General features: G+C 41.7%; 20 protein-coding genes. 11 read left to right on the forward strand and 9 right to left on the reverse strand.

Annotated features, from left to right (window positions below; genetic code table 11):
* Positions 1-72: 72 nt before the first annotated feature.
* The 4 genes from cooS (CL181_RS01495) to CL181_RS01510 all read right to left on the reverse strand — a co-directional run bounded on the left by cooS (CL181_RS01495) (position 73) and on the right by CL181_RS01510 (position 4,696).
* Complete coding sequence (gene cooS, locus CL181_RS01495; RefSeq protein ID WP_097297473.1) at positions 73-2,001, reverse strand: anaerobic carbon-monoxide dehydrogenase catalytic subunit; 1,929 nt, start codon at positions 1,999-2,001, stop codon at positions 73-75.
* 114 nt (positions 2,002-2,115) lie between these two features.
* Positions 2,116-3,612: a methanogenesis marker 14 protein gene (locus tag CL181_RS01500; protein ID WP_097297474.1), complete on the reverse strand. Its 1,497-nt coding sequence runs from the start codon at positions 3,610-3,612 to the stop codon at positions 2,116-2,118.
* Positions 3,612-3,887 (reverse strand): DUF1894 domain-containing protein, encoded by a 276-nt coding sequence (locus CL181_RS01505; RefSeq protein ID WP_097297475.1) that lies wholly within the window; start codon positions 3,885-3,887, stop codon positions 3,612-3,614. The genes CL181_RS01500 and CL181_RS01505 overlap by 1 nt, the downstream gene beginning before the upstream one ends.
* Positions 3,888-3,952: 65 nt before the next feature.
* Positions 3,953-4,696: an ATP-binding protein gene (locus tag CL181_RS01510; RefSeq protein WP_097297476.1), complete on the reverse strand. Its 744-nt coding sequence runs from the start codon at positions 4,694-4,696 to the stop codon at positions 3,953-3,955.
* 125 nt (positions 4,697-4,821) lie between these two features.
* On the opposite strand from CL181_RS01510, the gene CL181_RS01515 reads away from it, so the two are divergent.
* The 6 genes from CL181_RS01515 to CL181_RS01540 all read left to right on the forward strand — a co-directional run bounded on the left by CL181_RS01515 (position 4,822) and on the right by CL181_RS01540 (position 10,246).
* Positions 4,822-5,400 carry an Lrp/AsnC family transcriptional regulator gene (locus tag CL181_RS01515; protein ID WP_097297477.1) on the forward strand — a complete coding sequence of 193 codons (579 nt, stop codon included), beginning with the start codon at positions 4,822-4,824 and terminating at the stop codon, positions 5,398-5,400.
* Positions 5,401-5,546: 146 nt separating this feature from the next.
* Positions 5,547-7,496 (forward strand): anaerobic carbon-monoxide dehydrogenase catalytic subunit, encoded by a 1,950-nt coding sequence (gene cooS, locus CL181_RS01520; RefSeq protein WP_097297478.1) that lies wholly within the window; start codon positions 5,547-5,549, stop codon positions 7,494-7,496.
* A 104-nt stretch (positions 7,497-7,600) separates the two neighbouring features.
* Positions 7,601-8,899, forward strand: a complete 1,299-nt coding sequence (locus tag CL181_RS01525) for a multiheme c-type cytochrome (RefSeq protein ID WP_097297479.1) — start codon at positions 7,601-7,603, stop codon at positions 8,897-8,899.
* 2 nt (positions 8,900-8,901) lie between these two features.
* A complete protein-coding gene (locus CL181_RS01530; RefSeq protein ID WP_097297480.1) occupies positions 8,902-9,474 on the forward strand; it encodes a CBS domain-containing protein in 573 nt (190 codons plus the stop codon).
* On the forward strand, positions 9,471-10,010 hold the full coding sequence (locus CL181_RS01535) for an HPP family protein (RefSeq protein ID WP_097297481.1): 540 nt from the start codon (positions 9,471-9,473) through the stop codon (positions 10,008-10,010). The genes CL181_RS01530 and CL181_RS01535 overlap by 4 nt, the downstream gene beginning before the upstream one ends.
* A gap of 2 nt (positions 10,011-10,012) precedes the next feature.
* Positions 10,013-10,246, forward strand: coding sequence for a ferredoxin (locus CL181_RS01540; RefSeq protein ID WP_097297482.1), 234 nt, complete (start codon positions 10,013-10,015; stop codon positions 10,244-10,246).
* 393 nt (positions 10,247-10,639) lie between these two features.
* Here the strand turns inward: CL181_RS01540 and CL181_RS01545 are convergent, their stop codons facing one another.
* The 4 genes from CL181_RS01545 to CL181_RS01560 form a co-directional block, all read right to left on the reverse strand.
* On the reverse strand, positions 10,640-11,686 hold the full coding sequence (locus tag CL181_RS01545; protein ID WP_097297483.1) for a hypothetical protein: 1,047 nt from the start codon (positions 11,684-11,686) through the stop codon (positions 10,640-10,642).
* Complete coding sequence (locus CL181_RS01550; RefSeq protein ID WP_097297484.1) at positions 11,683-12,330, reverse strand: RAMP superfamily CRISPR-associated protein; 648 nt, start codon at positions 12,328-12,330, stop codon at positions 11,683-11,685. The genes CL181_RS01545 and CL181_RS01550 overlap by 4 nt, the downstream gene beginning before the upstream one ends.
* Positions 12,331-12,558: 228 nt before the next feature.
* Positions 12,559-14,481: an MBL fold metallo-hydrolase RNA specificity domain-containing protein gene (locus CL181_RS01555; RefSeq protein ID WP_097297485.1), complete on the reverse strand. Its 1,923-nt coding sequence runs from the start codon at positions 14,479-14,481 to the stop codon at positions 12,559-12,561.
* A 3-nt stretch (positions 14,482-14,484) separates the two neighbouring features.
* On the reverse strand, positions 14,485-15,234 hold the full coding sequence (locus CL181_RS01560; protein WP_097297486.1) for a V4R domain-containing protein: 750 nt from the start codon (positions 15,232-15,234) through the stop codon (positions 14,485-14,487).
* A 96-nt stretch (positions 15,235-15,330) separates the two neighbouring features.
* On the opposite strand from CL181_RS01560, the gene CL181_RS01565 reads away from it, so the two are divergent.
* The 5 genes from CL181_RS01565 (at position 15,331) to CL181_RS01585 (ending at position 18,078) form a co-directional block, all read left to right on the forward strand.
* Positions 15,331-15,747 carry a ferritin family protein gene (locus CL181_RS01565; protein WP_097297487.1) on the forward strand — a complete coding sequence of 139 codons (417 nt, stop codon included), beginning with the start codon at positions 15,331-15,333 and terminating at the stop codon, positions 15,745-15,747.
* A gap of 21 nt (positions 15,748-15,768) precedes the next feature.
* A complete protein-coding gene (gene nrdD, locus CL181_RS21400; protein ID WP_097297488.1) occupies positions 15,769-16,008 on the forward strand; it encodes an anaerobic ribonucleoside-triphosphate reductase in 240 nt (79 codons plus the stop codon).
* A 10-nt stretch (positions 16,009-16,018) separates the two neighbouring features.
* Positions 16,019-16,675: an NAD(P)/FAD-dependent oxidoreductase gene (locus tag CL181_RS01575; protein ID WP_097297489.1), complete on the forward strand. Its 657-nt coding sequence runs from the start codon at positions 16,019-16,021 to the stop codon at positions 16,673-16,675.
* 400 nt (positions 16,676-17,075) lie between these two features.
* Positions 17,076-17,381 (forward strand): hypothetical protein, encoded by a 306-nt coding sequence (locus CL181_RS01580; RefSeq protein ID WP_217993058.1) that lies wholly within the window; start codon positions 17,076-17,078, stop codon positions 17,379-17,381.
* 88 nt (positions 17,382-17,469) lie between these two features.
* On the forward strand, positions 17,470-18,078 hold the full coding sequence (locus tag CL181_RS01585) for a hypothetical protein (RefSeq protein WP_097297491.1): 609 nt from the start codon (positions 17,470-17,472) through the stop codon (positions 18,076-18,078).
* Between the two features lie 35 nt (positions 18,079-18,113).
* On the opposite strand, the gene CL181_RS01590 is transcribed toward CL181_RS01585, so the two are convergent.
* Positions 18,114-19,247, reverse strand: a complete 1,134-nt coding sequence (locus tag CL181_RS01590) for a PAS domain S-box protein (RefSeq protein ID WP_176505004.1) — start codon at positions 19,245-19,247, stop codon at positions 18,114-18,116.
* Positions 19,248-19,306 lie beyond the last annotated feature (59 nt).

A 19,306-nucleotide genomic window follows, 5' to 3' on the forward strand; every position in this document is an offset into this window, starting at 1 on the left:
TCAACTATACCCTATAGAAAAATAATGCGCCGGGCTTGCAGCGCATCGTTTTCATAGTATCCTGGTTTGCATTCAGACTGGAAGTCCCAGAGCCTTTCTCTTTGTGTTGATGTGGGCTTCGATGGCATCAGCAGCCTTTACAGGATCAAGCTCCACAAGCACCTTACCGCCGGTCAGTGATTCCACGTCGTTCGTGAGTACCTTTGCCACGAGCGGCGCTCCGGTGACCGGGGGCACTGGCGCGAGGTGGAGCAGCAATCCGAAGGCAACTGCGAATGCACCGTCAGCGACCGCCTTCTGCTCAAGATATTCAGGTGCGGATGCCGCGACTGGCAGAGCACTTGGATCAACTCCGAGAGCAGCTGCTATCTCGGTAACGGCAACGCCTATTCTCCCTATGTCCACGCATGAACCATAGTTGAGACACGGAGGTATATGCAGTGATCTGCAAACCGCTTTCAGACCTTCGCCTGCCTGGTCAGCTGCTTCCGGCTTCATTAGCCCTTCTATCTGAATTGCAGAACTTACACAGCCCGCGTTTATTACCAGTATATTGCGCTTGATGAGCTCGCGCGAGAGCTTGACCGACACAGTATCGTGTTTTGTCTTTGCCGTGGTGCACCCCACAACTGCAACAATACCTTTTACGCTTCCAGCCTTTATCGCGTCGATGAGAGGATTCCAGGTTCCCCCCAGGGCAGCTTTACAGCTTTCAACCGAGAAGCCTGCCATCACCTCAGATTTATACTTTGGTATATGGACCTTGCTTTTATCCCTCATCTTGTATGCATCGATAGACATCTTCACTATCTGCATAGCCTGCTCATCCGCTTTTTCCGGATTGAAATCAAGGTGGTCTGTAACCCCTGCCATCCTGACAAGCTTATCCACTGAGATGACCCTGGTGTGGAAGTGGTCTGCCATGTTCTTAAGCCCTGGTGTCGAGCAGTTGAGGTCCATCATCACAAGGTCAATTGCCCCTGTGGCGATGAGGTACTCCTGGTTTATCCAGTTGCCTGTCTGTCCTGCGAATCCCTTTGCACTCGTTGCAGAGCGCTGCATGAGTTCCTGGCCTGTACACATGGAACCGAGAAGCTTTATATCCGATGCTCCCGCCTCTTTTGCCAGTTTCTGCATCTCAGAGCTCTGCGTTGCCCGAAGAACTGCTGTTGCCATAAGCGGAACATGCCCGTGTGCAACGATATTTACCGCCTTTGGATCTATGATGCCAAGATCGGCTGAGGAGGTTGTTGGAGTCGGAGTTCCAAGCAGTATATCCTGTAAGGTGATCGTTGCGACAAGGCCCATGTAACCTGTGGCTATTCCCACTTTGAGAGTTGTAAGCAGAAGGTCTACCGGGTCTGTGTCTATGGATGTGAGCGTCTTTGTCATTGCATCTCCCACTTCCGCATACGTGCCGCCTGGCATTATTCCGAGCTTTTTCCATACCTCAAGCCTTGTCTTTGGTGCGAACTTTTCCACAAGGAGAAGCGGTTCATCTGCACTCTTCTTGACCTCTGAAAGAACAGCATCAGCAAGAGCGATTGCAAGGTCTTCAGTTGATTTATTTGTATCAAGTCCAAGCGCACCGGCGACAGACTTGAGTTTTCCTGGGTCCTGTATCTTGAATGTGGTCTTTCCCTGTGCTGTTGCCTTGAGGGTTTTTGCTATCATCTCAAGATGGTGGGTGTAGGCTGCTGAGCCTCCTGCTGTAAGTCTGAGGAAGTTCCTGGCAGCGATGACATCCGCGGTTGCGCCGCAAATGCCGACTGTGGCCTTATTCGTTATTCTGCATGGGCCATGGCTGCACAACTGGCAGCATATGCCCTGCGCACCGTAAGTACACTGGGGCTGCTGGGCATTGTACCGGTCGAAGATGGTGGGGATGTTCATCTTGCCTGTTCTTTCATACATTTCCAGGGTGGATTTATGAACTGAAGCATTTTCTTTTTCGTTCTCTTTTCGGTTTCCAATTCCAAGTTTATTTAGTATATCAACCATTTTGAGTTGCCCTCCTGTTTTCGGGTAATACTAACTTAAACCATATAATGTATAAACTTAATTACTATGAATGATAGGTAAAAAATCGAAATGAGCTATTAATTATGAAATAAATCAATTTTCTTTTGAATTTTTATAATGCTCGATGCGCTTTCCCAGAACGCATTTTCCACCCCTTATTCCCCCGATCGGATTACCCGGGACTCCCAGTGAGTTCATACAGCGAGCCATAACTCCGGCGCCGCGGGCAAGGCCATCATCCACGAAAACCACATGGTTTCTTGCATTATCATAAATCCCAAGTTTCTCTATCTCATCCAGTATCAGGTACGGCTTGCAGCCTGTGATGGCTGCCCTGCCTGTTAACCCGATAGATGTTTTCTCAGAGATCAGATGATTATCAAGGCTCAATTTTACAAGCCTCTTTACCATCATCGCAGAAACAAGATCAAGAGTTGCAAACATCGTTTTTAAACCGTGCTTTGAATATATTTCAACGCCGATATCGGTGAGTTTGGGCATAAAGCTTCCATTAACACCAACATCACATCCTATGAGCGTGACACCTATATCTCTTGCTGCGGCAGGATCTACAGGCACACTTCCGTATTTATCCCTATCCTGTGGCACTAGATCGATAGTTATCAAAGAATCGATAGCATGGGCATATTTTTTAATAATACTTTTTTTCGTGAGCCAGATAAATATCTCCCTTTTATCTTTAAATAGATCAAGCGCAGCACCATATCTCTTATCCACAAGGTCGGTTCCTTTTATCACAGCATCAGGGATCGCACCTGCATAACCGCACAGGTTAGCAATGGTTCTGGCATAAGGGGTATCATCATTGGTGATGCGGCCTTTAAGGGTGGTGCCAAAATCCATCGAAAAAACAGGATTCCTGAAATCCACACCCGTCCATTTGGCACCCTCCTTGATCCCGGCTGTCGCAAGCTCACCTTCCATCTCGTTTGCCACTATCTCTACTCCAGTGGAACCAATGGGGGGTAGAACCCCTCCCACAGCGCCTGTAAAGACTACTTTATCAATAAAACTGTGGGATTTGAACTTAACAGGCACATTATCGATAGACATAGCTGGAACCATTTTTTTAGGGGGAATACCTGCAAGAAGACATCCGTCGGCCAGGGCTTTTACGAATTCCCCCACCTCATGAGGGGATGAAAAACCTGCAACAACACCTGTTGATCTCACTGCAAAATCAAGGTCTGTCCTGATATCGAGATTTACATCCTCATGCGCCTCGATCAGGGTATCCCGGACTAATTCAGAAATAGATTCCCTTGTCAGTGCTACACCACTCAATGTTGTGCCAAAGATCCGCTCATTTGGTTTTGGTTTTCGCACATTACGTGTCATTCTCACGGTCTTGTTTACAAGACGTGAGCGACCATCTTTCATGTTTGTTGCGGTCAGGATGCACTTTGTTGTGGTGTTTCCTACTTCAATGGATGCTACCAGGAAGAACGGGATCGTTTCAGCCAACCTGTATGGGTCTGCCTTCAATTCGACAGGACGTATGGGCTGGCTCTCTGCTATCCTTGGTTTTGGGCCGAAAGAGCATTCCAGGATCAGCTTGATCGGGTTCATTATATACCTCCGGCTCTAAGTCTTTCAACTTCCACCTTTCCTTTGATCTTTAGAACAAAGCTTCCATGGCACGGTTTGACGTATGGCATGATAATATAATCATTATCCACTGCAACAGGAATTGGATTGATCCCGATCAAATATGTATTGAAAATCATGTATCCCTGGCGCACATAATATATTTCTTTAAAATTTTTCTTTATGTAATCAGCACATTCCTTTATGGAACTGTTTGGTAGCAGTATCTCATAATCCAGTTCATCAATACAGCTCATGTCACTATCTCATCATTCAAGTTATATTCATGCCTCTGGATAGTGCTTTCACGTCCGCAGTAGATTTATTGTTTTTCACCCTTTATCGTTATTACCGTCTGCCTGATGGGCAGAACCTTCCCGGACTTCTTTACCGCCTCTTCTACGATTCTTTGCAATCCAAAACAGCAGGGGACTTCCATGTTGACAAGAGTGATGCTTTTGATATTGCTGGTCTTGATCAATTCGGTCAATTTATCTATATAGAAATCCGCATCATCCAGCTTGGGACACCCTATAACAAGCGACTTTCCTGCAAGGAAATCCTGATGGAAATTCGGGTATGCAAATGGAACGCAATCAGCTGCTACGAGAAGGTCCGCGTCCTTGAAATACGATGCCTGTGGAGAAACAAGTGTAAGCTGTACAGGCCACTGCCTCAATTGAGGTTCCTGCCTCTGTGAAGTTGTGGCGTTTGAGCTTTGTCCGCTCCTGAAATCCATTGCCATGCTGCCCGGACATCCTCGTGGCCCTGCCCCAGGCATCGTTCCGCGGGGTACTCCCTTATGTACCCTATTGGGCTTTTCTTCCGTAACATTCAGATGCATCTTTACCGCCTCCTCATCAAACTCCAGCGCATCCCTTTCGATTACTCTGATTGCATCCTGGGGACAGTGTCCAAGACATGCGCCAAGTCCATCGCAGAACTTATCATCCAATAGTTTTGCTTTCCCGTCAATTATCTTAATTGCTCCTTCGGCACAGTTAGGTATGCATTCACCGCAGCCATTACACTTTTCTTCATCAATAGATACTATCTTTCTTTTCATATTCTATCATACTAATATCTGATTTTATTTCTTATAAAGTTAATGGCTTTTAAATATAGTTAAATTATAACATTGAATTCTGAATTATAGATAAATTATTTATACCACTTTGATAATTTAGATTTATGCGAGATTTTCTTGACATTGATAAAAGAGATAGGGAGATATTGTCCCTGCTGGAAAAATCACCTGAAATGTCCCAGAATGATATGGCAGAAATACTTAAAATATCACAGCCATCTGTCAGCGCCAGGATTCATAAATTAAAACAAAAAGGAGCTCTAGTTCATATCGTGGGAATGAATCTAAAAAAAGTTAAACTTCATATGGCAAAAGTTGATGTGACAGCTAACAATACATCATCCCTACTTGATATTTTCAAGGACTGCCCGTACTTCTTAAACGGCCTGATCGTGTCAGGAAAACATAACCTGTGTCTTTTTTTCGTAAGCGAGGATATCGCTACTCTTGAGGCTATCGTGGATGGACATCTTCGGAACAACCCTTTAGTAAAGGAAGCGGAAGTCAGCATAGTAATTAGTCCGATGAAGGATTTGATCATGCCATTAAGGATGAACTTTGATTTCAAAGACATTCCACCCTGCGGAAATCAATGTAAATGTGAGGATTGTCATCATCATATATCTAACAGATGTCTGGGATGTCCTGTGACTAATAACTATAGCGGGAATATCTGGAAATAAGCACTATTTCAGTAATCACCTATTCGATTCTGATATATATTGTATTTTTATATAGGCAATTTCCAGTTATTTATTATAATTTATAGTCAGCAAGTATATACATTCTGAAATCTATTATGAGTAAAAACATATCGGAGGTAAAATATATGAGTTTTTTAGAGAAAATTGGAATCGGAACTAAAAAAGAGGAAATAAAAGTGGATATAAAAGAGAATAAACCTGAGGACGTAAGTGCACATCTATCAGTGATCCAGATGCACAAAATATTGCATAAAGATAATATAACCAACAGTTTTGATAGAGCCCTTGCCCAGGGAAAACGCTGTTCATTCTGCGAACAGGGCATAAGCTGCCAGCTTTGCAGCAATGGCCCATGCAGGATAAAACCTGGCGTGGATCGTGGAGTATGCGGGATTGATGCCGATGCCATGGCCATGAGGAATATGATGTTCCTGAATACCATGGGAATAGCAGCGTATACCTATCATGCCAAGGAAGTCGCAAAAACATTAAGAGCAACAGCGCTTGGCAAAACGCCATTCAAGATCACCGATGAAGCAAAACTTAGAAGCTTTGCCGGTAAGCTGGGATTAAAAAATGATGGAAGTACAAATGATGTCGCAATAGCAGTAGCAGATGCGATGATTGCAGAAATAAACTCTGATTCTGACATCGAGCTTTCAAATGTTCTTCGTTTTGCACCAAAATCAAGAATAGACCTATGGAGAAAACTTGGGATCCTTCCGGGAGGACCGCTAAATGAAACCACGGATTGTGTCACAAGTTCAATGACAAATATTGACGGCGATTATGTTTCACTGGCTAAAAAGGCATTGCGCCTTGGTATTTCCTGCATTTACGGCTCACAGATACCACTTGAAATGGGACAGGATATTCTTTTCGGGACACCCAAACCGCATGCGGTTAATGTTGACCTTGGAATCATCGACCCCGCATATGTAAATATTGCTGTAAACGGTCATGAACCCTTCATAGGTGTAGCTCTTATCAAAGCTGCCCATGAGGCGAAAAACCAGGAAACTGCCAGGAAAGCAGGTGGAAAAGGACTTCACATAATCGGTTCTATCGAGACAGGGCAGGAACTTGTCCAGAGGTACAATATTGATGATGTATTCGTCGGACTGACCGGTAACTGGCTTTCTATCGAACCAGCACTTGCAACAGGCGGCATCGATGTCCTTGCAATGGATATGAACTGTTCACCTCCGGGAATGGCAGAATACCAGGATAAATACAATACAAGTCTCATTTCAGTATCTAAACTGATCAATGTTCCGGGCATGAAAGACCAGATCATATATAAACCTGAAGATGCAGCAGCCCAGGCGCAGAAACTCATAGATATCGCTATTGAGAACTTCAAGAAGAGAAAAGGAAAAACCACAACTCCATCAAGCAAGAAGCAGAATGCTGTGATCGGTTTCTCGACAGAAGCATGCCTCGGTGCACTTGGCGGGACTCTTGATCCCCTGCTTGATGTTATCAAGAAAGGTACTCTAAAGGGTGTTGTTGCACTTGTCAGCTGCACAACTCTTCGCGACGGCGGACAGGACATCAATACCTTGAAGATGGCGAGAGAGCTTATCAAAAGGGATATCCTCGTAATAAGCGCAGGATGTGGAAATGCTGCCCTCCAGGTCGGAGGACTTACCACACTTGAAGCAAAACAAGAAGCTGGTCCCGGGCTCAGGGCGGTTTGCGAACTGCTCAAGATCCCTCCGGTGCTGAGCTTTGGCACATGCACAGATACAGGAAGAATTGCCCTTCTTGTAACGGCTGTAGCAGATGCTCTTGGAGTTGACCCGTCCCAGCTTCCTGTTGCGGTGACGGCACCTGAGTATATGGAACAGAAAGCAACAATTGATGCGATCTTCGCACTCGCTTTTGGTCTATATACCCATGTTTCACCTCTCCCTCCAGTGGCAGGAGCTCCACGCCTCGTGAAACTCCTTACTGAAGACCTTGAGGGAATAACAGGCGGGAAGATCGCTGTAGAGACAGACATGGTTGACGCAGCAAATGGTATTGAAGCCCATATTATGAAGAAACGTGCGGCACTCGGATTGCCAGCTTAACAGACTTACCTCCTATAAGAAAAAAGTGATGCCCCGGACTTCCGGTGCATCATACATATTTATATTATCCTAACTAAAATTATCGACACGAAGAGGGTTAATAGATGATTAAAGAATTTATTGGAATAGCTATTGTTTTTTTATTTTTAACCGGATTATCTGCAGCAGCTGAAAACGCATGTGTGGGCTGTCATGCCTCGGTGGGAGCTACAAAAGGGATAATCAATGACTGGAAAGAAAGTAAACATGCTTTAAACAATGTTACATGTGATAAATGCCATGAGGCAGCGCAAGGTGATAAAGACGCGATAAGTCACAATGGTTTTCTGATCACAACGACGCCATCACCTAAAGATTGTGCAAATTGCCATTCAACGCAGGTAAGCCAGTTCAATGCAGGGAAACACAGCATCAGCTGGTCAAAAATGACCGCTGCAGCCCGATACAAGGCTATCCCGAATGAAAAAATGCGGGAAAGCATGTGCGAAGGCTGCCACAGCATAGGAAAAATATATGCTGACGACTCTGCCGGTAAATGTGATTCATGCCATACAAGGCATCTATTTAGCAAAGAGGAGGCGCGCCAGCCAGAAGCATGTGAGACCTGCCATATGGGGCTTGACCATGAACAGATAGAATATTACAAGAAATCAAAGCACGGGATGATACAGGAAACAAACAGGACGAGTGCACGCGCTCCGGGTTGTATCACATGCCATATGGATGAAGGAACTCACGATGTGAGCCAGGGAACAACAATAGGCACGGTTTCACAGGGGGCGTTCATAAGCAACAAGAGCAGTGGAAATGACTATGTCAAAGACTCAAATGGCATTGCGATGAGAGCGATCACCCAGGAACAGTTCGATACCAACAGGAACAAAATGCTATCAATCTGTGCACGCTGCCATTCCAGAAATTTTGCACAAAATGTACTTGAAAATGCAGATGAGATAAAAGTGCAAGCTGATAAAAAAGTGGGAGAAGGCATAATAATAATTGAAGGACTGAATAAAGATGGATTGCTTGATCCCATGCCTGAAAACAGGCCGGCTAATCCCGTTACAGGAAATAAACTTACTATTACAGGACAGCAGACATACACAAATACCTCAGGCATTGAGGCTGAGTTCTTTGGAATGTTCAAATATGCATTGATCCACTCCTGGAAGGGAGCTTATCATATGAACCCGGATTATTCGCATTGGTACGGATGGGCGCAAATAAATCTTGATCTTGAAAAGATAAAGTCCCAGAACCGGACACTTCGAAGGATAGCAGAGCTTGAAAATGCTCAAAAGACAACGGAAAAAGGAACAAAAGCAACTCCGGGATTCGGGACTGAGCTTGCAGTTTTGGGTATAATGGTATCTTTGTTACTCGTCATGAAGAGACGATCATAGATATGCAAGATATCGAACTTGAAAGTGAGGATCTCCATGCGGCATTAGAGGAATTGCATCAATATGTGGACATCACGGAAGAAGACCTCCAGAAAATTTACACAATTGCTCTTATACATGCAAAAAAAAGGCTCACTCTCAAGGTTTCCGTTAAGGATATGATGACAACGAATGTGATATACATCAGTAAAGATGCAGATATTCATGAAGCTGCAAGGATCCGGTCAGAAAACAGGATTAGCGGGATGCCTGTTGTGGATAAAGAAAAGCATGTGATAGGGATTGTCACGGAAGCAGATATCCTTTATTCAACCGGCATGAAAAAAAGCCATGATTTCAGGGATATTTTAAGGCATGTTCTTGGTGAACCACATCCGAAGATCAGGAATGGGGGCAAGGTCGAAGAAATAATGACCACACAGGTAATAACAATATCACCTGATAGAGACATCAGGGAAGTAGCCAGGATACTGGATGAAAAAAGAATCAAAAGGCTCCCTGTAGTTGATGAGGAGAATAAGCTCATTGGAATAATCTCAAGGGCGAACATCGTGAGATACCTGGGGAAACAATGAAAGAATATTTCTTAAAACTGAAAGGGGGCGCAAAAAGTCCTCCGGGTGTGGGAATTTCCGAGGTGATGTGGTCATGGCTTGGCTCAGTTACAGGTATCGGGATATTAGGGTATCTTTCATCAGCATACTTTGAACCCAGAGACCTGACAATGATAATTGGCTCCTTTGGGGCATCCGCTGTCCTTGTATATGCTGCAATTAAAAGTCCTCTTGCACAGCCGAGGAACCTTATCGGCGGACATATACTATCCGGGCTTGCAGGGGTATTCTGCTACCAGGTATTTGGAAAAGTGATCTGGGCAGCAGCAGAGCTTGCTGTTTCCCTATCCATAGCATTAATGCTTGCCACAAAGACACTGCACCCTCCAGGAGGTGCAACTGCACTGATAGCTGTAATCGGGGGTGAACAGGTCCATAATCTTGGTTTTCTTTATGCCATTGTACCTGCCGGTCTGGGAGCTTTCATTCTTCTTATCGTTGCCCTGTTGGTGAATAATCTCTCAGAAAATAGAAAATATCCTGAATACTGGTTTTAGATATGGCAGAAAAACTGAAAGTAAGTATAGACCGCAAGGGTTGCATCAGCTGTGGAACATGCTGGAATAGCTGCCCTGAATTCTTTGAGCAGAATCCAAAAGATGCTTGCAGCCAGGTTATCGATGAGTATAGGATCGCAAACAACCCTGGTGAAGGAGAAGTATCCGGCGAATTTGAGAAAATGGTGCGAAGGGCTGCAGATCTATGTCCGGTGCAGATAATTCATATACATTAGCAGAAGCTGCAATGGCAACTTTCAGTAATTAAGAGCATGCTCTGAGGTTCATAGGTTTCAAATTTTTAATTTATATAAATAGATTAATGTTACATCCTCATATCATCAGGAACGTGTCCTGATACAAATATAAGCTTTTCAATATGGCAGTATGCGACAGGAAGTTGCACCCTCATATCATCAGGAACGTGTCCTAAAACGGTCCAAGAATCAGACTTAGTTTCTCATTTCGAGTCACATATTTCCTTGAAATAGGAAATATCAAAGTGCATACTCTCAAAACCGATACATCATTTAAAAAGACTTGCACAAATATACTATACTTCAGAATCAGAAAAGCCAGCATCGTACCTCATCCTCAAAACAAGGTATTCATTGATGGACATCAATCGTTTAACTTACTACAAACTCCCCCTTTCCAAAACTTGTACGATCCCCCAAACCTCTTAGCAGCTCTGCCATTGCAAACGCATTAAAAAACTCTGGAACAGCATCAGTTACCTGATATCTAAATCTTGTACCTCTTGAAATAACACTCTTTGGCGCTTCAAATCTGGGTTTTCCTGTTTTTACTTTCAGGTCAAGAAAACTCAAATTGACAAGAAGTTCGACTGGTTTTTCTATATGCGTTATTTTCGGATCTTTATACTGCGTGAAATCAGGATCAAAGAACTTTGCTGCATTCTTCGTATCTCTTACAATATCCTCACCTGACAGCGGGAAGCTGCTGAGAGTATCAGAGAAAAGATGAATCCACATTTTCCCGTCTTCATCTCTCACTATCTGAGAAATGATTTTTGCTCTCTTTTTGATATCTTCCATCGTAATAGGCACTATTGTCAATTTCTTGAGGATGACCTTACCCAATCCCTTTGAGTTCCGCTTGCCGATATATAAACCATTGTCTTCAACATATTTCAAGGCTGAGATAAATTCTGCCAGGTATTCTTCATTGAGCTTTTCCTCTTGGGCGCTTTTTGCCTTCATGTTGAAAATCGCTTCGAACCTGAACCTGTTTTTGCTTGAGATTACATCAGTCGTGTACATATTCCTGACAGTTCCTCCAATGCCAAGCGATATTCCAGCCATCGGCTGTCTCAAAGCAGGATATTTATCGATATGCAGGCATTCACAACATTCGTAAACCACCTGTCTTATGCCTTTATCCAATTTAACTACAGGAATAAAAATGCCGTCATGATGTTTTATCAGCGCGTCCCTGAAATAGATAACAGGATGTCCATTCTCAAGAGTGTCTGCGATCTTGCTTTTCATTTCAAGAAAAAGATATCCGAATGCTCCCCTGAGATTCTGTCCTAAAGGGTAGATATCGCTTGCTTTTATCCGTGATCCCCTTTCATTATATGTATTATTTGTGGCTATATGCAACTCTGATTGGTTTTCAAGTTCTCCCTGTATTTTAAAAGCCAGCGGCTTCATTTCATGTTCACCAGTTTCTTAGCTTCCGCCGCCCCTAACTCTTTGTAGTTTGCCCATTTGACCTTTTTTGGCGTTACTTCAAACTTAACTCGCCCTTTCCCGCGCCGTGTCCATCCGCCTATTCCATTATCTTCAGCTGCCGCAAGAGCAGCGTTTATGACTTCAATATCCTTTTCAGTAGGGTTCTTGATAACGATCTTGCCTGTCAGTTCGGTTCCTTCTACGATCTCTTCAAGCTCGATTGACGCGCCTTTTCCAGCAGATATCGCACCTGTTTCCCTATCAATGTGCGGATGTACTGTTCTTTCAACTACTTTATCGAAGGGTCGTACAGATTTTAAATCTTCAAAGGATACTCTTCCTTTTCGTCCCAGATTTCCGAACATATCGCATGTTAGACATCTCCCGCAGCCTTTTGTGTCTTTTCCGGTATCGCATGTCCCGGCGTCTTTATATATCTTCTCTGCATACCCACGGACTGCTCCGAATATGCTGATCGATGCGAATCCATCCCCTGACATCCTGGTCGGCAGCATATTTCCCTGTTTTCTTCTTTTCTGGCTCTCCAGTTTATTCTCACCTGTATAGAGTGGTGACACTGCTGTTGCTTTTAGTTCTAATATCCATAAGTCTTCATTTAACATTATTTTATCTCCTTTCTAATAATATTTGAAAAACCCCAATTGAACGAGAACTTTGAGTTAAACGTCTTTATCAATAATAAATCTTTCAATTCTGATCGATTTCTCATATTATCGATAATTTATGGTATCACCTATAAGAGCAAGAAAGCCAGCATCGTACCTCTCTTCCTCAGAACAGGGTATTCATAATTAATATATTTATAAATTAGATTTTAATATATTTCTCCTTTATTTTATTTCGGTAAACATTCGATGGAGTGCTAACTGCAAATTTAACTGTTCCATTAAGGAGCTTCTTTTCAATAAGTCTTCCAGCTGTCCTGAAATAAGAGACCTGTCCGGGATTTGAATTCCTTTGCGACGTAAATCATTTTCATCCAGAATCAATGCATCGTTTTTAATCTTCTTGTCGATAACCTTCCTATATTCGCTTATCCCACGCTCTGATGCATCCATCAGATCTCGGATAAGGCCTTTAGAAACATAACCTGCCTTAAAAATTTTAATTAAACCAAGGATCAACTCCTCAGGTGATGGAGGAGTTGCACTCGATAGAGTCTCAGGTCTGATATGGGTTTCCGAAATAATTATTTCTTCAGGGAGAGATTTTACCATTTCTTTTTTCAAATCATGAAGCATTTCCTCTATTTCACGAACAGAAACAAGGGAATATTCGTTACCATTATCTATTATTCCCCCTGCAAAAAGAGCTATCTTCTTACCAGATATATTTTCAAAATTCAACCTGACATTTCCAATTGATATTCCCTTGATTATTGTTCTTTCCCTTATCTCACCTGCTGCCAGATCATATTTTTCGTTTATTTTTGGAAGAACCGTTTTTATCCTGAATTTCTCTTTTATGGCATCAGATAATTCCAGGGATGCTACCATCTCTCCATGTACGATGAAAATTTTTACAGGTAATGTCTTGAAGCAATCGATATAATTTAAAAGTGCAGTCTTATCAGCATGAGCGGAAAGCCCTTCAATTTTCCTGATCTGTGCTTTTACTTTTACAGGTATTCCATCTACATTCACTTCTGGATATCCATTTATGATATCCCTGCCCAGAGTCCCTTCTGCCTGGAAACCTGAAAAAAGCAAGATATTCTTTTCATCGGGAAGGAATTGGGGAAGATATTTCCTGATGCGTCCTCCTTCCAACATTCCTGAGCTTGCAAGGATTATGCATGATTCGCTTGATTCAGCAAGTTCATCGCTATTTTTTTTTGCTCTTAGCCTCTCGAAATTATCGGGGTGGAATATTTTATCAAGTTCCTTTGAATTTTTTTTTATGAACTCATCTGAAATCTTAGATAATAGATATTTATTATGTGAATAGATATCAAGTATATCAATTCCCATAGGAGTATCAAGATATATTTTTTCTTTGATGTTCAGCTCGCGCAGCATGAACAGGATCTCTTCAGCCCGGTCTATGGAAAAGATAGGTATCAAAAGTCTTGAGTTATTCTTCCCGATTGATTCAACAGCGGCTTTCAATTGCGATAATATTTCACTATTGCTTTTTTCAAGATTTCGATTTCCATATGTACTTTCGATAATAAGATAATCACATGTATCAGGCGGTTTTGGAATGGAGTGAAGGCTGGATGAGCCGCCCCCAACATCACCTGAATATAAGAGGGAAACTGGCTCCTCTATGAATATTGAAGAGCTTCCCAGGATATGTTCTGATGGGATGAATTTGATCTTTATCTTTTTTTCATCATCCTGCCACTGCGGATAATCTTCATTTAATGGAACGAAAAGGCTTTTTGCTTTCTTTACATCATCTTCTGAGAATAATAGTTCTTTCCCTTCTTCTTTTTGTATTCTTAAAGAGTCATCCATTATTCGAAAAGTTATTTCCCTTGTCACAGGTGTAGTTATAATCTCACCTTTGAAGCCTCTCTGGCATAACATTGGCAATCTGCCGGTATGGTCATAATGTGCATGGGTCAAAAAGATATAATCTATTTCAGCAGGATCAAATATAAGAGGGGCTGAATTCTTATCTTTTGCCTCAGTTCCCTGAAAAGCTCCTGCATCAAGAAGTATTTTCTTATTATCAATGGTCAGTAGATGCATTGAACCTGTGACTTCACCTGTAGCACCACAAAATTGGATATTGATTGGACTGGACATGGGCTACAATTCCTTTATCTCAAACTCACAAAAGTCATACCCTGTCCCCCAGCATTTTGTCTCTTTTACAGAATATCTCTTTTGGCAAACTGTGTTCAGAACGCCTGCAATTATTCCAGCATCACTTGGACAGAGAGTTTTTCCCATATTGGGCATATTTCCACATTGGTAACAATCTGCTACCTTGATTTTATTTTCTGAGACTAATTCTACAGTTCCAAGCTTAAGTTTCTCCCACAAAACGGCTAATTCTTTTAAAACATCTTTTAGTGTATTGGCTTTTACCTGTTTAGATATTACATTAACCCCTATTTTGTAGCCAGCATCATAAAATGGTTTATCCATATCTATTCCTGTATTGAGAATTGTGGATTTCAACATACGTAAGAATGCACTGTTAGCATGGCCACCAGAGAGACCCGATCTTGCATCCATAGCTTCCTGGATTTCTTTTGAAATCTGCTCAGTCAATTTATTATCTTTAAGCGCTTCAACTGAAAGAATATTGGGATTGACTGCATAGAATTTCATCGCAATGCCATGTTCCTCATGTTCAATCCTTGATATTTTCACAATGCCACCATCCAGAAGTAATTTCAGGTGATGAGAAATAGTGGGTTTACTCAAATTCAACATCCCGGCAAGCTGGGAATTTGTCAATTCTTTTTCGGAGAGTAACTCCAATATCTTCAGTCTTGTTTTGTCTGAAAATAATTTTGCCGTTTTTTCGTCAGGTTTTAGAATGTAAGCCATATCATACTCTTAGTATCGTAATTTTCAGTAAGTTTTATATGGTATTAGTTATACTTGAACCTTACTGTTAGTTTGATATCTAACAAAGGAGTTTTTATGGAATTGATAAGCGAGAACAAAATCGGAATTGTCAAAGGAACCGTAATGGAAGAAGCAGCTGAGAATAGCTTCAAAGGTGAGACCGGTGAGGTCGGGCTATATCTTGCAATGGCAAAGCAGGCACAGCGTGAAGGTTACCCTGAGATTGGAGTAGTTCTGGAAAAAATAGCTTTTGAAGAAGCCTGGCATGCAGCAGGCTATGCCGAACTTGCAGGTAAAATTTCCATCAGTACAAAAGAAAACCTTCAGAGGATGCTAAAAGGTGAAGAGGGTGCGAATAAATTCAAGCGTGAGTCAGCATTAAAATCAAAAGAAGCAGGAATTGATGAAGCACATGACTTTTTCGATGTCTCGGCGCGGGATGAAGCTCGACATACAAGAGCTCTACAAGGCATGTTTGACAGATATTTTTGAAAATAAACGGAGATTGAAATCATGGAAAACAAAGAATGTACAATCGCATTAAAAGCAAATGCAAGCAAACCGTGTAAAGAGACCATATCAGGAACTGCAACATGCCATGAATGTGGGAAGCCAATGTGTCCGGTATGTAATCGGCATAATGTCACCCAATTATCCAGAGTTACCGGATATATCGGAGATGTTAAAGGCTGGAATGCAGGCAAACAACAAGAACTAAGAGATAGGAAACGGTATGATATGCCGAGTCGATAGGGAGGAATTTATGGCAAAAGACATGTTAGAAAAAGGAGCTATTTCTCAAAGAGATGGAAAAACATTCGCTGTTGCTCCACATATACCTGGTGGAATAATAGATGTGGCAGGACTTAGAAAAATTGCAGATATAGCAGAAAAGTATAATGCTCAGGCATTGAAATTAACTTCTGCCCAGAGGATAGCAATTGTAGGAATAAAACCGGAAGATCTGGACAATTTGTGGGATGACCTGCAAATGAAACCTGCTCATGCAGCGGGACTCTGTGTGCGCAGTGTCAAGATATGCCCTGGTACTACTTTTTGCAAGAAAGGCCAGCAGGATTCTGTTGGAATAGGCTTGAAACTGGATGAAAAAAATTATGGCAAGGAATTACCATCAAAATTAAAAATTGGAGTCTCAGGATGTCTTAATTCTTGTTCTGAACACATTATCAAGGATATAGGAATTGTAGGCACTTCCAAAGGTTGGAATATCACAGTAGGCGGCAGTGCGGGATTAAAACCTAGATTAGGTGTAACACTTAATGAAAACCTATCAGATGAAGAAGCGCTTGATACCGTAGACAGGATAATAGAATACTATAAAAGACATTCCAAGAAAAAGAGACTCGGGGAATTCATCGATGAGATCGGATTCGAAAAATTCAAAGCAGAAATTCAATGAGGTTGTTTTAATTATAAATAGGGGTTGATTCAAATGATTATCAAAAACAAGGATTTCCACACCCAAATTTAGGTTACACCGTTATAAAAACCTAACTTCAATTTTTCGACCACCTAACCATGAAATGGGAACATTCATGTAACTTCACATACCGCACCGCAAAATTGGATGGTGATTGGACTGGACATAGTTTTGTATAGCCTAACAGGAAGTTATCCTATATTATGGACGTGGTTCTATTAAAAAGCTTACAAGCATATATGATCCACAAGAAAACCTTATTATGAATGCAATTCGACTATAATATATGAATAAAGGGTGTGAATAATTGTTCAGGAGATTTCTGGAATCGTATGTCGAAGTATGCAATAATATTGTGACTGAGGCAGCCAATTCGGTATTGATGTTTGAAGCGGGGGAGCAGGCGGCACTTGATATGAAAACTCTTAAAATAGAGGATGTTAAGAGGGAATTTGAAAATGAAGGTATTACTATTTCGATCGAAAAATCGGAAAAAAAAGTCATATTTCATGTAAAAGGTTTGCCTGTTGAGGGAAAAAAATGCAGATATTGTGGTATTTGGAAGGGATTCTTTGGAGGATTATCTAAAAAACACATAGATGCGAGATATTATTGCAAAAAAGGCGAAGAATGCATCATTAAGGGTGCAAAAGAGTGTGTTTTTATTGCGGAGTTGATAGAATGAGTACCGCTATCGATCATTTCAATTTATATAAGGATAGTGCTATCAAATGGAGTAAGAAATCAAGTTAGATCTTACTGAAGAGGAGTTAATGCCAAAAGATTTGATAATAATCCTGAACGACCTTGAATATGAGATACTTAAGAAAATAAAGGTTGTCGAGGGGGAAGACGGAGAGAAACTAAGAAATCTTTTCAGGCTCTATGTTTCAACGATACCGGAATTGAAATCCTCTGAATATGCATTAAAACGAGTTGATAAAAAGGAATTAATTGATGAACATCTTCGAAATGTCTGGGCTGAATATGAGTTTACGGATTTTCCCACAGAACACTGGGATGAGGAAAAGGTCAACAAATTGATTTCAGAGCTTATTGAAATCAATGCGATGGTAAAAGTTGGTGAGAAACAATACATTCCTTCCAATAAGTTCAGAAGCCTTTTTAAAATGCTGCTCCACGATATAACGACTGAAAATAAAGATATGGATGAATATTCAGCTGCGTGTGTTGCCACAATTCAGTTGTTGATGGAATTCAGTGTTGAGACACTCAGCAAGGAAACAATCCGCAACGGAACGATTTTTATTAATGAGGGATGGATGTTCGTATATTCAACTGCGATTAAGAAAGCAAGGGAATTCATGATGTCAAAAAAATTGTTTCCGGGTGCAGAGGCTCCTGTTCCAAGAGCTCCTTAGAACACTTTTGCAATTATCAAATCCCCTAAATCAAATCATTTTTTCTTTTCCGAGATGTCACGAATATCAATCACTATAATAATTCCTCCATCAGTTTCAACTGGACTCATATTGATCTCAACAGGGAATTCACTGTTATCCATGCGCTTTGCAACTGAGTTCATATGAAGAGCCATTATTTTTGTTGAGGGATTTGCATAGTATGTTTTACAATATACTGCGTGTTTCTCCCTGAATCGTTCAGGTAACAGGATATTATAAGGATTGCCTATTAATTCTAATCGAGTATATCCGAATAATTTCTCAGTACGAGTATTAATAAGAAGTATGTTGAAATCCCTATCAATTGCTATTATAGCATCTGGCGCACCCTCTATTAAATTCTGGAAATTCTTTTCCGCCCTCTTGCGATTAGTAATATCAATTACCATCCCTTCAAGACCCAAGACCATGCCAGCGGCATCTTCCAGCGCATGAGCGTTTATTGAAACCCATATCTTGCTTCCATCCTTGCGGTTGATCATAGCTTCAAAATCGGAAACAGCACCATCGGCCCGGATCAGTCTTACCAAATGCAGACGCCTTCCCAGTTCTGCATAGAGCTTGCGGACATCGGTAACACTGGCGATAAGTTCTTCGGTTGAAGTATAGCCCAAAATACGCACGCATGCGGGATTTGCTACAAGTATTCGCCCATCGATGGTAGTCTGGAAGATGCATTCTGCAGCATTCTCAAAAATTCCGCGGTATTTTGCCTCGCTGATCCTTATTGCTTCTTCCATTCTCTTATACTCGGTAATATCACGGACGATACTCAAAACAATAATTCCACCCTCAGTTTCAAGATAACCAAGAGCGATGTCAACGGGAAATTCAGTTCCATCCTTTCGAAGGCCGTAAAGGTTAAACTCTGATCCCATAAGGCGAATCCGTGGCTTTTCTATATATCCTTTCAGGTGTTCATCATGACGTTTCCTGAAGCGTTGAGGTATAAGGATTTCAACCAATCTGCCAATAAGCTCTTTCCCGGCATATCCGAAAATCTTCTCGGCCTGTGAATTCGCCTGTAAAATCCGCCCTTCTCTGTCGACGATGATGATGGCATCAGGTGCAAAATCAAAAATTCCCTGGAACATCACTTCTGCTTTATTCTTTTCTTCATCTTTCATGCCGTCCTCCAGGAATAACAATAATATCATTTAATATCTGCTTGTTGATAAAACCTTCA

Source organism: Candidatus Methanoperedens sp. BLZ2 (genome assembly GCF_002487355.1).
Lineage (GTDB): Archaea > Halobacteriota > Methanosarcinia > Methanosarcinales > Methanoperedenaceae > Methanoperedens.